The sequence below is a fragment of the Streptomyces speibonae genome (genome assembly GCF_984686075.1).
Window position 1 is genome coordinate 7,504,646 of sequence record NZ_OZ480260.1, and the last position, 14,319, is coordinate 7,518,964.

Consider the following 14,319-nt stretch of genomic DNA (forward strand, 5'->3'; position numbering starts at 1 on the left):
ACTCACCACCGAGGCGGAAAGGGGAGACGCGTGATGCCCCAGTGGAGCGTCAAACGCATCATCCGCAGTAAGCAGCGCATGTGGGGGTGGACCTTCCGATGACCATCGACAGCGTGCGGCCAGGGGTGCTGCGGGCACCGGTCCGGCCGGAGCCCGCCACGACCGTGCGGGCGCGCATCGTCGGCGTGGGTACGGCGGTTCCGCCGCTCTCGTACTCGCAGCAGGAGGTGCTGGACGTCTTCGGCATCACCGATCCCAAGGCCAGGGGCGTCTTCCTCAACAGCGCCATCGAGCGGCGGCACCTGGTGCTGCCCCCCATCGGCGCCGACGGCCGCCCCGTCCCCGAAGCGCAGGGAGACCTCCTCGACAAGCACAGGACCCACGCCGTGGAGACGGGCATCCGCGCACTGGAGGCCTGCCTCAAGCGCGCCGACGCGAGTCTGTCCGACCTCCGGCACCTGTGCTGTGTCACCTCGACGGGATTTCTCACCCCCGGCCTGAGCGCGCTGATCATCCGCGAGCTGGGCATCGACCGGCACTGCAGCCGGTCGGACATCGTCGGGATGGGCTGCAACGCGGGTCTCAACGCCCTGAACCTGGTCGCCGGCTGGTCGGTGGCCAACCCCGGTGACCTGGGCGTCGTACTGTGCTCCGAAGCCTGCTCGGCCGCCTACGCCGTGGACACCACGATGCGTACCGCCGTGGTGAACAGCCTCTTCGGCGACGGCGCCGCCGCGGTGGCCGTGGCCGCCGACGCCAACACCCCCGGCACCCACGCCGGCGACGGCCCGCGCATCCTGCGGTTCGCCAGCTGCACCATCCCGGAGGCCGTGGACGCCATGCGCTACGACTGGGACCGGGACCTCGACAGGTTCAGCTTCTACCTAGACCCGCAGATCCCCTACGTCGTCGGCGCGCACGCCGAGACCGTCGTCGACCGGCTGCTGGCCGGGACCGGTCTGCTCCGCGGTGACATCGGCCACTGGCTGGTCCACTCGGGCGGCAAGAAGGTCATCGACGCGATCGTCGTCAACCTCGGACTGAGCCGCCATGACGTACGGCACACCACCGGCGTCCTGCGCGACTACGGCAACGTCTCCAGCGGATCGTTCCTGTTCTCCTACGAACGACTGCTGAACGAGCAGGTGACCGACCCCGGCGACTACGGAGTGCTCATGACCATGGGGCCCGGCTCCACTCTGGAGACGGCGCTGGTCCAATGGTGAGCGGCACGAGCTTCGGCCTGGAGATCGACGGCTCTGGGCATCCGACACCTTCCCTGGTCCGCACGGTCGAAGCGGCCTGCGCCGAGGCCGAGCGCGGTGGCTTCCTCGCCGTGTCGGTCACCGCCGTGCCCGACGGCGCGCCCGCCCACGCCGATGTCGCCCTGGTCAGCAAGTGGGAACGGGCGCTGCGACGGCTCGAGCGGCTGCCCGCGACAACGGTCTCGGTCGCCTCCGGGCCGGTCGGCGGTATCGCGCTCGACGCGCTCCTCGCCACCGACTACCGCATCGCGACCCCCGGCACCCGCCTCGAGACCGCCCCCGGCGGTGCGCCCGTATGGCCCGGCATGGCCCTGTACCGGCTCGTCCAGCAGGCCGGCGTCGCACCGGTCCGGCGGACCATCCTGTTCGGGCAGCCGCTGACCGCGGCGACGGCGCTGGCGCTGGGCCTTCTCGACGAGATCACCGACGACCCCCTCGACGCCCTGGCCACCGCTGCGGCCTCGGCCGCGGACCGCTCCGGCCGCGAACTGGCGATCCGACGCCGGCTCATGCACGACGCCGCGACGATCAGCTTCGAGGAGGCGCTCGGCGCCCACCTGGCGGCATGCGACCGGACGCTCCGCCAGAACTCCTCGGGAGCGGCCCGGTGACGCGGGAGGCGCCCGAGGCGCCGACCACGGACCTGCGCCGCGACCTGGCCCGCATCACCGACGCGGCGGCCCGCACCGGGGAGCCCGCGACGACGGACCAGGTCAGGCGCCTGCGGGCCGCGTTCATGGACCGGCACGCCGAAGAGATCTACGACCGGCTCACCGACGGGCGGTCGGCGCGCCCGGGGATCGCGGAACTGGTGGCCGCCGCGGCCGACGCCTTCCCCGCTCTGGTGCCGCCCGCCCGCCCCGCGGAGTCACCGGCCGACCGGGCCGGCCGGGACATCGACCAGGGCATCTTCCTGCGCGGGGTGCTGCGCTCCGCGGCCGCCGGCGGGCACCTGCTGACGTCGATGCTCCAGCCGACCGCACGCGCGCTGCGGCTGCTGCCGGAGTTCCGCAGGACCGGAGTCCTGCGGACCACCTCGGTACTGCTGGAACGCCGTGACGGCGTGGCCCACCTGACCATGTGCCGGGACGACTGCCTCAACGCCGAGGACGGCCGCCAGGTCGACGACATGGAGACGGCCGTCGATCTCGCCCTCCTCGACCCCGCTGTGCACGTCGGCGTGGTGCGCGGCGGGACGATGACCCACCCCCGCTACCGCGGCCGACGGGTCTTCAGCGCCGGCATCAACCTCAAGGCCCTGCACGCCGGGGAGATATCCCTCGTCGGCTTTCTCCTGCGACGCGAGGTCGGATACATCAGCAAACTCGTCCGGGGGCTGCTCGTCGAGCGGGACGACGCATGGCGGTCGGCCACGGTCGAGAAGCCGTGGGTCGCCGCCGTCGACACCTTCGCCATCGGCGGCGGCTGCCAGCTGCTGCTGGTGTTCGACCATGTGATCGCCGGCGCGGACGCCTACGTCAGCCTGCCCGCCGCCAAGGAGGGCATCATCCCGGGCGTGTCCAACCTCAGACTCGGCCGTGTCGCAGGAGCGCGCCTGGCCCGCCAGGTCGTCCTCGGCGGGCGGAAGATCCGGGCGACGGAACCGGATGCGCGCCTCCTGATCGACGAGGTCGTGGAGCCCGACGGGATCGACGCGGCCGTCGACCGGGCCGCCGACGCACTGAGGGCACCGGCGGTGGTGCCGAACCGCCGCATGCTCAATCTCGCGGAGGAACCACTCGACGCGTTCCGCGCCTACATCGCGGAGTTCGCCCTGCAACAGGCCCTGCGCCTGAACGCGGAGGACGTGAGCGACAAAGCCGCCCGGTTCAGCCGGCCGACGCCCGTGACCCCGCCCTGAACCCCGGCCCACAAGGCCACCGCACAACCCCGGACACCATCCGACAACGCGCCAGACAACGGAGGTACGTGGTGAGGAGCCGTCAGCCCGACACGGCAGGAGCCGACGCGGGACCCGCCCCGCACGACCCTGTCCTCGCCGCCGCCCGCAGGCGGCTCGACGAACTGGGCACGGTCCGGACCCCGGTCGGGGAGTTCCGGACCTCGGTCAAGGACCTGGTGGTCATCGCGTCCCCGTTCAGAGGCGGGACGACGCTGCTGACCGAGCTCCTGCGGGGCGCTCCCGACCTCCTGCACTTCCAGGCCGAGATGCAGCCCGTCCTGCGCCTCGCGGGGTGGACCCACCCGGACAACGGGACGGACTGCGAGCGGACCACCGGCCTCACCGGGGACGTCGCGTTCCTCGAGCGGGAGCTGGGCAGCGACATCGGCAACCCCGTCAACGACTGGAACCGCATCGACTGGTCCCGCTACGCCCAGGACGTCCTGTGGCGCTGGATCGTGCAGTGGCCCATGCTGCCGCTGACCCTCGCCGAGGTCGAGGACATGGTGGAAAAGGCCCTCGCCGACCGGGCGGCCGACGGACCGGAACGCGGCGGCGACCCGGCGCGGGCCGTCAGCCTGACCCTGCTCAAGATGCTGGCGACCCGCTACCAGGAGGTGAACCCCCACTACGTCGACGTGTCGCCGGACGAGATCGACAGCATCCTCCCGGACCTGCCGCGGCCGCACGGCCCGCACGGGGACAGCGTCATCGAGTTCGCCCCCCTCGCCGTCCCCCGGCCGTGGCAGCGGGCGAGCCGGCAGGACGTGGAGAGCAGGACGGTCGTCACCAAGACACCGGTCAACGTCTACAAGATGGACTCCCTGCGCGCGTTCTTCCCCGACGCCCGCATCCGGGTCATCCACCTCACACGCAACCCCGGCGCCGCGATCAGCAGCTACCGCGAGGCGTGGCTGTCGCCCTGGTTCTTCAACGCCCGCGTGGACACCCCCCTGGACATCGCCGGATACACCGGTCCGGGACGCCCGTGGAGCCGCGACTGGTGGAAACTCGATTTCCCGCCCGGGTGGCAGGAACTCACGCGGTCCCCGCTCGAGGAGGTCTGCGCCGCCCAGTGGTGCGCCTCGCACACGGCCACCTTCGCATTCCTCGCGGAGCACCAGGACATCGACGTGCTCCGGCTCACCTACGAAGACCTGATCGGCACCCGCGCGGAGCGGACACGGGCCATCGACGACCTCGCGAACTGGCTCGGCACGGACCGCTCGCACTTCATGGAACCCGCGGTCCGCGGGATGGCGCCCATGAACGCCATCACGCCGCCCAAGCGCGCGAAGTGGTACCGCAACTACGAGGTGCTGCGCCGCGTGCTGCACCGCGAGGACGTCAGGGCGCTGGCCTCGCGGATGGGCTACTCGGACGACCTGACGACCTGGCCGTGACCCCCGCTCACCGGCGGTGCAGCCACTCCAGCAGGCCGGGGGGTGCCAGGGCGGCCGCCCTGGCGTGATACCTCTCGAGGTCACCGCCGGTCAGCAGGGCCGTCCCCGACCCGGACCTGCCCCGCCGGAAGAAGGCCGTGTTGTTCCGGGCCGGGCCCAGGGGCTGGATCCGCTCGGCGGCCGCGCGCATCCGGTCGAACGAGGCGCCGGCCACCAGGTCCGCCCAGCCGGGGCCGCCGGTGGGCAGACCGAGGTGCCGCCCCAGGCGTGTCATCTCTCCCGACAGGTCCGCCGACAGATCCTCGTAGTGGAAGAGCAGGACCCTGGGATCGTCACGGCGGGACCACGCGTCCGCCATGTGCCACATCATGCCCCGCAGTGAGGACGGCTGCCCCTCGCGGGGGGAGTCGTCCTCGATCCACCGGGCGAGCCACGCCCGCGGCGACATCCGCTCCTGAGCGGGACGCGCCTCTTCCGGCCCCGTACCGCCGCCGGACGGCTCGACGTTGAGGCTCTGGTGGTACAGCGACAGCGCCGTGTCCAGCGGGTGCCTGCCGACCACGATGCGGGTGACCTCCGGCGGCAGGTCGATGTCGCCCAGCGGCGTATGCGTCTTGATCACCCGCCGGTGCTGCTGTCCGGCCAGCGCGGCGAACACCTCCTCGCCGGAGCAGGCCATGTCGTCCAGCCACGGCGACAGTTGAGGCATCGGTGCCGGGAGGTCCGTGGTCCGCAGGATCAGCAGGACGCACATCATCTGCATCCACGTGGTGCCGCTCTTGGCTGGTGTGCTGATGACGATGTCGTCCGGCCGGAAAGGGAACCGGCGCCACCGCGCGGTCCGCAGGAAGTCCCACAGCGAGAGGGCGACGCCGCGGCCACGGTCGGTCAGTTCGATCCCGATCCGGCGGCGGTCGGCCGGGGCGACCCGCAGGTCCAGGTAGCCGTGCCGCACCAACGCGTCCACGATCTCCCCGGCCTGACGGTCGGTGATCCCCAGTACGCGTTTGAGATCCGTGGGAGTCCCGCCCCGGAAGGCCATGGCCCCCAGGACGAAGGGCCCGTGCGGGGGAAGGCCGTCGTACGCCGCCGCCGAGAGGTGGGCGTCGAGTTCCGCCCGAAGCCCGCTCGCTTCACGGAAGAGGAAGAGGAGTTGCTCATCGCTGGTGGCAACAGGAATCACAGCCGTAGGTTATTGACGGGTTCTTTTTCCGTCAATGCCGGGCCACTTGGACAGGACGCAGCGGGATACGGGATATCAACGGCGAAAGAATATATTGCTGTTTCGCGCACCGTTCTCCGTTCCCACCGGCTGTGATCGTGAGGTAGCGTGCGACGCATCCCTGCCCCGAATGCCGACCGCTGGCGGATGCGATTCTGATACCGGGGGAATCCCATGAACATTGGCGTCATCGATCATCTTGAGTGCTATGTGGCCGATGCAGAGAGCTCGGCCGATTATCTCTGCGAGGCGTTCGGCTTCCGGCGCCGGGGCAGCGGCGGACCGGAGATGGGACTGTCCGGGTGCCGCTCGGTGCTGCTCGGCCAGCGAGGCATCAGCCTGCTCCTGACGTCGCCGCTCGAGGAGGACCATCCGGTCGCCGACTACGTCCGGCGTCACGGTGACGGCGTCGCCGTCATCGCCGTCGTGACCGACGACGCCCGCACGGCGTTCACCGAGGCCGTCGCGCGCGGTGCCGATCCCGTGGAACCCCCCGGCGAAATGGGGCAGGAGGGGGCCCGGGTCACCTTCGCCTCGGTGCGCGCCTTCGGCGACGTCGCCCACCGCTTCGTCGAACGGGAGGGCGCCGGCGGTGCGTTCGCCCCCGGCATCATCACCGAGGAACAAGCGCAGGACACCACCCCGGGGCTGCTGAAGGACATCGACCACATCGCGGTCTGCGTCCCCTCGGGCGAGCTCGACCGCACCGTGGACCACTACCGCTCGATATTCGGTTTCACCCAGATATTCGAGGAACGCATCATCGTCGGTGACCAGGCCATGGACTCCAAAGTCGTGCAGAACGACTCCGGAGGACTGACCCTGACGATCCTCGAGCCGGATATCACGAAGAAGCCGGGACAGATCGACGAGTTCGTGCGCGCCCACGACGGCGCCGGAGTGCAGCACGTGGCGTTCCTCACCGAGGACATCACCGCCGCCGTGCGCGAATTCTCCGAGCTCGGTGTCAGCTTCCTCACGACCCCGCCCAGCTACTACGACGTGCTGCCCGAGCGGCTCGGCCCGCTCGCGGTGCCGGTGGACGAACTGCGCGAGCTCAACATCCTCGCCGACCGCGACCACTGGGGCCTGATGCTGCAGATCTTCACCGAATCACGGCACCCCCGGAAGACGCTCTTCTACGAGCTCATCGACCGCCGCGGCGCACGCACCTTCGGCAGCAACAACATCAAGGCCCTCTACGAAGCGGTGGACCGGCAGCACGCCGCCGGCCAGGAACTGGGCTACTGAAGCACCGGGGCACAGGTGCCCGCGACCCCGTACCGGGCACCTGTGCCCCGGCTGTCGCGCACTGCCACGGAGCGGGAGGAGCAGCATGGACCAGGCGCAGACCGAAGAGGCCGACGTCGTCGTGGTGGGGGGCGGCCCGGCCGGCTCCACCCTCGCCGCCCTCGTCGCCCTCCAGGGACACCGGGTGGTGCTCCTGGAGAAGGAGAGATTCCCGCGGTACCAGATCGGCGAGTCGCTGCTGCCGGCCACCGTGCACGGCGTCTGCCGCCTCACCGGTGTCGCCGACGAACTGGCGGCCGCCGGCTTCACCAGGAAGCTCGGCGGCACGTTCCGCTGGGGAGCCAACCCCGACCCGTGGACCTTCTCCTTCTCGGTGTCACCGAGAATGGCCGGCCCGTCCTCCTACGCCTACCAGGTGGAGCGCTCCAAATTCGACCAGATCCTGCTGGACCACGCCCGCCGCCTCGGCGTGGACGTCCGCGAGGGCACCGCGGTGAGCGAGGTACTGGACGACGGCGAGCGCGTGCGCGGCGTCGCCTACACGGGCGAGGACGGCACCCGGCACGAGATCCTCAGCCGGTACGTGGCCGACGCCTCCGGCAACAGGAGCCAGATCCACGGCAGCGCCGGAGGCACCAGGAAGTACTCGGACTTCTTCAGGAACCTCGCCCTCTTCGGCTACTTCACCGGCGGCAAGCGACTGCCGCAGCCCTACTCCGGGAACATCCTCTCGGCCGCCTTCAGCAGCGGCTGGTTCTGGTACATCCCGCTCAGTCCCGAACTGACCAGCGTAGGGGCCGTCGTACGGCGCGACATGGCCCAGAAGGTCCAGGGAGACCCCGAGAAGGCGCTGCTCGCGCTCATCGACGAATGCCCCCTGGTCAAGGAGTACCTGGCCGACGCGGAACGCGTCACCACCGGCCAGTACGGGCAGTTGCGGGTGCGCAAGGACTACTCCTACCAGGCCACGGCCTACTGGCGTCCCGGCATGGTCCTCATCGGCGACGCCGCCTGCTTCGTGGACCCCGTGTTCTCCTCCGGGGTCCACCTCGCCACGTACAGCGCGCTCCTGGCCGCACGCTCCGTCAACAGCGTCCTCGCGGGCACGGTCGACGAGGAGACCGCCTTCAAGGAGTTCGAAGCCCGGTACCGCCGCGAGTACAGCGTCTTCTATGAATTCCTCGTCTCCTTCTACGACATGAACGCCGACGAGAACTCGTACTTCTGGAAGGCGAAGAAGGTCACCGGCGGCTCCGGGGAGGAGTTCGAGTCCTTCATCGAACTCGTCGGCGGCGTCGCCTCCGGGGAGACGGCCCTCGCCGGCGAGCGGACCACGGCCACCGGCCTGAGGGCGCGGTCGGCCGAGTTCTCGGAAGCGGTGGACCGGATCAGCACCGGCCAGGACGCCACCATGGTCCCCCTCTTCCGCTCCGAGGTGGTGCGCAACGCGATGCGGGAGGGCGGCCAGGTCCAGAACCAGGCGATGCTCGGCGAGGACTCCGAGGCGGAGGCACCGCTCTTCCCCGGCGGGCTGGTCAGTTCACCGGACGGCATGTTCTGGCAGCATCCAGGGAGCGAGGCGACGGCCCGGTAGCGGAGGCCGCCGCTCACGGCTCCGTCGCCGCCTTCTGCGGGGCGAACTGGGTCCGGTACACCTCCGCGTAGAGACCACCGGCCGCGAGCAGCTCCTCGTGCGTTCCCCGCTCGGCGATCCTGCCCTCGTCGATGACCAGGATCTGGCCGGCGTCGCGGACCGTGGAGAGACGGTGCGCGATCACCAGTGACGTCCTGCCCTCCAGCGCCGTCGTCAGCGCCCGCTGGACGGCCGCCTCCGACTCCGAGTCCAGGTGCGCGGTCGCCTCGTCCAGCACGACCACCGGCGGCGACTTCAGCAGCAGCCGCGCCATGGCGATCCGCTGCTTCTCGCCGCCGGAGAGACGGTAGCCGCGTTCACCCACGACGGTGTCGAGCCCGTCGGGCAGCGCGGAGATCACGTCCCAGACCTGCGCGGCACGGCACGCCTCGACGATCTCCCGCTCGTCCGCGTCCGGCCGGGCGTAGGCCAGGTTGGCCCGGATCGTGTCATGGAACAGATGCGCCTCCTGGCTGACCACACCGATCGTCTCCCGCAGCGACTCCAGGGTCACCTCCCGGATGTCGTGGCCGCCGATGCGCACGGTCCCCGAGTCGGGGTCGTACAGCCGCGGCACCAGCCGGGTGATCGTCGTCTTGCCCGACCCGGAACGGCCGACCAGTGCCGTCAGCCGGCCGGCCGGCGCGCGGAAGCTCACCTCGTCCAGGACGTTGGCGCAGTCCGTGCGCTCGGGGACGACGGCCGCGATCGACTCCAGGGACGCCAGGGACACCCCGTCCCCGGACGGATAGCGGAACGACACCTTGTCGAACTCGATCTCCGGCGCGCCGGTGTCCTCGGCGGTCATGACCGGGCGGGCGTCGGGACGCTCCGTGATCAGCGGCTTCAGATCCAGCACCTCGAAGACCCGGTCGAAGCTCACCAGGGCGGTGAGCACGTTCACCTGCATGCTCGACAACTGGTTGATCGGGCCGAACAGCCGGGTCAGCAGGGTGATGAGCGCGACCAGGCTGCCGAGCTGGAACGTCCCGTCGATGACGAGGCTGCCGCCGAACCCGTACATCAGCGCCGTGATCAAAGAGGTGAGCAGCCCCATGAGAAGGAACAGGGAGCGTGCGTACACCGCGGTGACCGTCGAGATGTCGCGGACCCGGCCCGCCCGGCTCTCGAAGAGCCTGGACTCCTCCTCCGGCCGCCCGTAGAGCTTGACCAGCAGCGCACCGGCGACGTTGAACCGCTCGTTCATCATGGAGGCGATGTCGGCGTCCAGCTGCATCTGCTCCCGGGTGAGCCGCTGCAGCCGCTTGCCGATGACCTTGCTCGGCAGCAGGAACAGCGGGATCACCAGCAGCGTCACCACCGTCATCTGCCAGGACAGATAGAACATGGCGGCGAACACGAGCAGCAGGGTGAGGAAGGCGGACACCGCCGTCGACAGCAAGGACGTCACCGCTGTCTGCGCGCCGACGACATCGGTGTTGAGCCTGCTGACCAGGGAGCCGGTCTGCGCGCGGGTGAAGAACGCCAGCGGCTGGCGCTGCACATGCCGGAAGACCTGGGTGCGCAGGTCGTAGATGAGGGACTGGCTGATCTGGGCCGAGCATCTGATCTGGACGTGCAGGATCAGCGCGTCGAGCAGGGCCAGCACGCCGATCGTCACGGACAGCGCGACGACGACCGCGAGCCGGCGCGGTATGACACCGTCGTCGATGATCGACTTGAGGATCAGCGGAATCGTCGCGGTGATGACCGCGTCGGACGCCGTCACGAGCATCAGCAGGCCGAGGCGCCACCGGTACGGCCTCGCGTAGGGAATGATCCTCTTGAGTGTCCCGGGCCTGACCTGCTGACGGGTGACCGAGTCGTCGAGGCGCAGCCGAGCCGGCCCGGTGCCTCCAAGCATGGGGGCGCGGACCTCCTTCGTCGTCGTGCTCGCGTCCGGCGGAAGCCCGGGAACGGGCACACCGGGAAGGCGAAATGTATCCGCCCCTTCGGGAATTGTCAGCCGAGTATCCCCTTTCCGACTACGACTGACAACACGCCCGTGTCTCCGCCCAATTGTGCAGTTGCGGTCCCTGGTGGGCCCGGTGACGCTCTGTTAGCATCCCGGCTGCGGTACATGTCCCGGAATTGTCGTTGGTGCAGGAGGACGATCGTTGCCGACACACAAACTCCCCGGAACGGTGGCCCGTCCGCCCTCTCAGGAAACGGAGACGGACGGAGCCGTCCTGCACAGGGCCGATCTCCATGGCAGCGTGTCCGATCCCACCCTGGACACCATGAATTTCCTCAACGAGATTACCCTGCGATATCCGCAGGCCATCTCATTCGCCCCGGGCCGCCCCTACGACGGCTTCTTCGAAACCGGCCAGATTTTCCAGCACATTCAACGCTACCTGGACCACCTCGCGGACACCGGGAATTCTCCCGAAGAGATCCGTGACGCGATGTTCCAATACGGTCCCACCGCGGGACGCATCCGCGAACTCATCGCCGCATCCCTGCGCCAGGACGAGGACATCGACGTCGCCCCGGAATCCATCGTGGTCACCGTCGGCTGCCAGGAGGCGATGCTCCTGGCCGTGCGGGCACTCATCTCCGGCCGGGACGACGTACTCCTCGTCGCCAGCCCCTGCTACGTCGGGATCACCGGCGCCGCCCGCCTGCTGGACGTCGGACTCGTCCCGGTCGAAGAACGCGAGGACGGATTCCGCTGCGCCGATCTCGAACGGGCCATCAAGGACCAGACCGCGCAAGGCCACCGGCCACGCGCGTTCTACGTGGTCCCCGACCACTCGAACCCGTCCGGCGCCACCATGCCGCTGTCCACCCGGCACGAACTGCTGGACCTGGCGGACCGCCACGACATCCTCATCCTGGAGGACAGCCCCTACCGGCTGGTCAGCGGCGGAACACGACTTCCGACGCTCAAGGCCCTCGACCGGCGCCGCCGCGTGGTACACCTCGGCTCCTTCTCCAAGTCCCTGTTCCCCGGCGCCCGCCTGGGCTTCGCCGTCGCCGACCAGCCGGTGACCGACACGGCGGGCCGGACCGGCCTGCTCGCCGACGAACTCGCCAAGATCAAAAGCATGGTGACCGTCAACACCTCACCGCTGAGCCAGGCCGCGGTGGCCGGCATGCTGCTCGCCGGCGGCGGACAGGCAGCCGGACTCAACGACCGGACGTCCGCCTTCTACCAGGAAGCCATGCAGTCCACGCTCCGCCACCTCGAGCTGCGCTTCCCGCCCGCCGCCCGCGACGCCCTGCGCGTCCGGTGGAACGCGCCGAGCGGCGGCTTCTTCCTCACCGTCCGGGTCCCCTTCCGGGCGGACAACGACGCCCTCGCCCGGTCCGCACAGGACTTCGGCGTCATCTGGACCCCCATGTCCTACTTCCACCCCCGGGGCGGCGGAGACTTCAGCATCCGCCTGTCGACGAGCTACCTCACCCCGGACGACATCAGCGAGGGCATCGAGCGGCTCGGCGACTTCATCGAGCACGAGGCCCAGCGGGCGGTCGAGAGCGACCGGACGACGGCCGGATGACCCGCCCCGCCCACCCCACGGGCGGGCGGGGCACCTACCCCTGCCCGGCCCGCAGCTGCTCGAACCGCTCCTCCCAGGCCTCCTGGTTCCGCCGGGCGTTCTTGATGAAGGGAGACTGGGAGATCACCCGGATGACCAGCCGGTTGAGGATGCCGTAGGGGAAGCGCACCGGCCGCACGACGTCCAGGAAGAGCACCACCCGGTCCTCCTCGGTCTCGTTCCACGCCGCGTGCGGGTAGGTGTCGTCGAAGAACATCCCCTCGCCCTCCCGCCAGTGGCGCGTCTCGCCGCCGACCTCGATGCCGCAGGACTCTGCAGGCTCGGGAATCTTCAGCGCCAGGTGATACCGCAGAACACCGTTGTACGGGCCGCGGTGAACCGGCAGCCGCTTCCCGGGGCCGAACACCGAGAAGAACGCGGTCGTCAGACCCGGGATACCGGCGAGGGCCTCGGCCGTCTTCGGGCACCGCTTGAGATTGTCCGCGGATTTGAAACCGTACCCGTAGAAGACGAACGTCTTCCACTGGTCGTCCTGCGTCAGCACGCGCTGCGCCTGCGAGATGTCCTGGAAGTTCGGCAGGTGATCCCGGTAGGACAACACCGCGTCCAGTTCCGCCCGTATGTCCTCCCAGCGCGCCTCGACATGACCGGCCCAGGGGAACTTCTCGTCGGTGATGAAAGGCGTCGTGGGCACGAGGGAGTGCTGACGGTTCTTCTTCTCCGTCCAGTGGACGAGCTTTCTGACGTACTTGCGCAGCATCCGTCTCTCCTCCGCCGGAATATTCGCGTCAGTCTCACGGATTCATCGCCGGCACGCACACACTCCCCACACCATAGGGACTCGGGACACCGACGTCAGTTGTCCGGCCCGGGCGGACGCGAAGCCGCCGGCCCCGCCCCGTTCAACTGAATCCACGCCGCAGTTGAACACCCTCTCCGCATCACCCGCGCGATCCCGGGGCTCCTGTGTCTTTCCGGGACAGCTGAGGCGAGGGGGCACAGGGGCACCGTATTGCGTCCACATGGCCGACAGGACAGTATGCGTCGGGCGGGCTCCGGCTCGTGCCGTATCGCCATGCCCTCAGCAGCAACGAGAAGACGGACACCGAGCACACCGGAACACGGAGAACCGAGGGCCGCGAATCAGCGCCACAGGGGGAGGAATACCGGCTTGGGCCACGTCATGATGATCAGTCACCGCGAAAACCGCCGCCGGTCGGACCGGATCACCGAGTTCCCGGAAGGCTTCTCCGGAAAAGGCTCCACATCCCGCGAGGGGCAGCCGAAATGGCGCTGACCGGTGACGGCGCACGCCGGCTCCTGACCAATGGCGTCCGACTCGCCTACGAACGGCACGGATCGGGTGAGCCGGTCCTCCTCATCATGGGCACCGGCGCCGCCGGCCGGGTGTGGACCATGCACCAGACGCCGGCGCTCGTCCGCGCCGGCTACGAGGCCATCACCTTCGACAACCGCGGCATACCGCCGTCCGACTGCCCCCCGGGCAGATACACACTCGCGGACATGGTCAGCGACACCCGAGGACTGATCGAGGGCCTCGGGCTCGGATCCTGCCGGATCGTCGGCGTCTCCCTGGGCGCCATCATCGTGCAGGAACTCCTCACCACAGCGCCCCACCTCGTCCGCCGCGCCGTGCTGATGGCGACCAAGGCACGCTCCGACACGGCCCGCAGCGCCCTCGGCGCTGCCGATCGCGTGCTCGCCGAATCCGGCGTCCGGCTCCCGCCGCAGTACTCCGCGACCGTGTCCGTCTTCCGGATGCTCTCACCCGCGACACTCAACAACGAGGAAGCGGTCTCCCTCTGGCTCGACGTCTTCGAGCAGGCCGACAGCGGCACCACCGTGGCCGAGGGGCAGAACTGGGCCGGCCTGCCCGGCGGTGCCGACCAGCGCCCCGCACTGCGCGACGCCACGGCCCCCTGCCGGGTCATCGCCTTCTCCGACGATCTCCTCACGCCGCCCGTGCTGGGCGCCGAAGTCGCCGAAGCGATTCCGGACTGCGACTTCGTCGAAATCCCGGACTGCGGCCACCTCGGCTATCTCGAACGACCCGACGAGGTCAACGCGGCCATCATCGAATTTCTGCAGAAGAACGGCGACTGACCGGGCAGAAGC

At 69.7% G+C, this 14,319-nt stretch carries 11 protein-coding genes; 8 read left to right on the forward strand and 3 right to left on the reverse strand.

Annotated features, from left to right (window positions below):
• The first annotated feature begins 98 nt into the window (after window positions 1-98).
• The 4 genes from dpgA (at window position 99) to AC5L3C_RS33760 (ending at window position 4,571) form a co-directional block, all read left to right on the forward strand.
• Entirely contained in the window at window positions 99-1,226 is a 1,128-nt protein-coding gene (gene dpgA, locus AC5L3C_RS33745; RefSeq protein WP_493652902.1) for a 3,5-dihydroxyphenylacetyl-CoA synthase DpgA, read from the forward strand.
• Window positions 1,220-1,876 carry an enoyl-CoA-hydratase DpgB gene (gene dpgB / locus AC5L3C_RS33750; protein ID WP_493652903.1) on the forward strand — a complete coding sequence of 219 codons (657 nt, stop codon included), beginning with the start codon at window positions 1,220-1,222 and terminating at the stop codon, window positions 1,874-1,876. The genes dpgA and dpgB overlap by 7 nt, the downstream gene beginning before the upstream one ends.
• Window positions 1,873-3,126, forward strand: a complete 1,254-nt coding sequence (gene dpgC, locus AC5L3C_RS33755) for a (3,5-dihydroxyphenyl)acetyl-CoA 1,2-dioxygenase DpgC (protein ID WP_493652904.1) — start codon at window positions 1,873-1,875, stop codon at window positions 3,124-3,126. Before dpgB ends, dpgC begins: the two co-directional genes overlap by 4 nt.
• A gap of 71 nt (window positions 3,127-3,197) precedes the next feature.
• Window positions 3,198-4,571, forward strand: coding sequence for a sulfotransferase (locus tag AC5L3C_RS33760; protein WP_493652905.1), 1,374 nt, complete (start codon window positions 3,198-3,200; stop codon window positions 4,569-4,571).
• Window positions 4,572-4,578: 7 nt separating this feature from the next.
• Here AC5L3C_RS33760 and AC5L3C_RS33765 read toward each other — a convergent pair whose 3' ends face one another.
• A complete protein-coding gene (locus AC5L3C_RS33765) occupies window positions 4,579-5,754 on the reverse strand; it encodes a sulfotransferase domain-containing protein (protein ID WP_493652906.1) in 1,176 nt (391 codons plus the stop codon).
• A gap of 213 nt (window positions 5,755-5,967) precedes the next feature.
• Here AC5L3C_RS33765 and hppD point away from each other — a divergent pair, with 213 nt between their 5' ends.
• Window positions 5,968-7,044, forward strand: a complete 1,077-nt coding sequence (hppD, locus tag AC5L3C_RS33770) for a 4-hydroxyphenylpyruvate dioxygenase (RefSeq protein WP_493652907.1) — start codon at window positions 5,968-5,970, stop codon at window positions 7,042-7,044.
• Window positions 7,045-7,129: 85 nt separating this feature from the next.
• The gene (locus AC5L3C_RS33775) at window positions 7,130-8,638 is read left to right on the forward strand and encodes a tryptophan 7-halogenase (RefSeq protein WP_493652908.1); all 1,509 of its coding nucleotides are present in this window, start codon (window positions 7,130-7,132) and stop codon (window positions 8,636-8,638) included.
• Between the two features lie 13 nt (window positions 8,639-8,651).
• Here the strand turns inward: AC5L3C_RS33775 and AC5L3C_RS33780 are convergent, their stop codons facing one another.
• A complete protein-coding gene (locus tag AC5L3C_RS33780) occupies window positions 8,652-10,541 on the reverse strand; it encodes an ABC transporter ATP-binding protein (RefSeq protein ID WP_493652909.1) in 1,890 nt (629 codons plus the stop codon).
• Between the two features lie 352 nt (window positions 10,542-10,893).
• Here AC5L3C_RS33780 and AC5L3C_RS33785 point away from each other — a divergent pair, with 352 nt between their 5' ends.
• Window positions 10,894-12,183 carry an aminotransferase-like domain-containing protein gene (locus AC5L3C_RS33785; RefSeq protein ID WP_493652910.1) on the forward strand — a complete coding sequence of 430 codons (1,290 nt, stop codon included), beginning with the start codon at window positions 10,894-10,896 and terminating at the stop codon, window positions 12,181-12,183.
• 34 nt (window positions 12,184-12,217) lie between these two features.
• Here the strand turns inward: AC5L3C_RS33785 and AC5L3C_RS33790 are convergent, their stop codons facing one another.
• Entirely contained in the window at window positions 12,218-12,943 is a 726-nt protein-coding gene (locus AC5L3C_RS33790) for an aspartyl/asparaginyl beta-hydroxylase domain-containing protein (RefSeq protein ID WP_125508990.1), read from the reverse strand.
• 527 nt (window positions 12,944-13,470) lie between these two features.
• On the opposite strand from AC5L3C_RS33790, the gene AC5L3C_RS33795 reads away from it, so the two are divergent.
• Complete coding sequence (locus AC5L3C_RS33795) at window positions 13,471-14,307, forward strand: alpha/beta fold hydrolase (RefSeq protein WP_493652911.1); 837 nt, start codon at window positions 13,471-13,473, stop codon at window positions 14,305-14,307.
• The last annotated feature ends 12 nt before the right edge of the window (window positions 14,308-14,319 follow it).

Bases quoted from the DNA above. Each gene is read 5' to 3' on its own strand.
- dpgA (WP_493652902.1), top strand. From the start codon at position 99: ATGACCATCGACAGCGTGCGGCCAGGGGTGCTGCGGGCACCGGTCCGG.
- dpgB (WP_493652903.1), top strand. From the start codon at position 1,220: ATGGTGAGCGGCACGAGCTTCGGCCTGGAGATCGACGGCTCTGGGCAT.
- hppD (WP_493652907.1), top strand. From the start codon at position 5,968: ATGAACATTGGCGTCATCGATCATCTTGAGTGCTATGTGGCCGATGCA.
- AC5L3C_RS33775 (WP_493652908.1), top strand. From the start codon at position 7,130: ATGGACCAGGCGCAGACCGAAGAGGCCGACGTCGTCGTGGTGGGGGGC.
- AC5L3C_RS33780 (WP_493652909.1), bottom strand. From the start codon at position 10,541: ATGCTTGGAGGCACCGGGCCGGCTCGGCTGCGCCTCGACGACTCGGTC.
- AC5L3C_RS33790 (WP_125508990.1), bottom strand. From the start codon at position 12,943: ATGCTGCGCAAGTACGTCAGAAAGCTCGTCCACTGGACGGAGAAGAAG.
- AC5L3C_RS33795 (WP_493652911.1), top strand. From the start codon at position 13,471: ATGGCGCTGACCGGTGACGGCGCACGCCGGCTCCTGACCAATGGCGTC.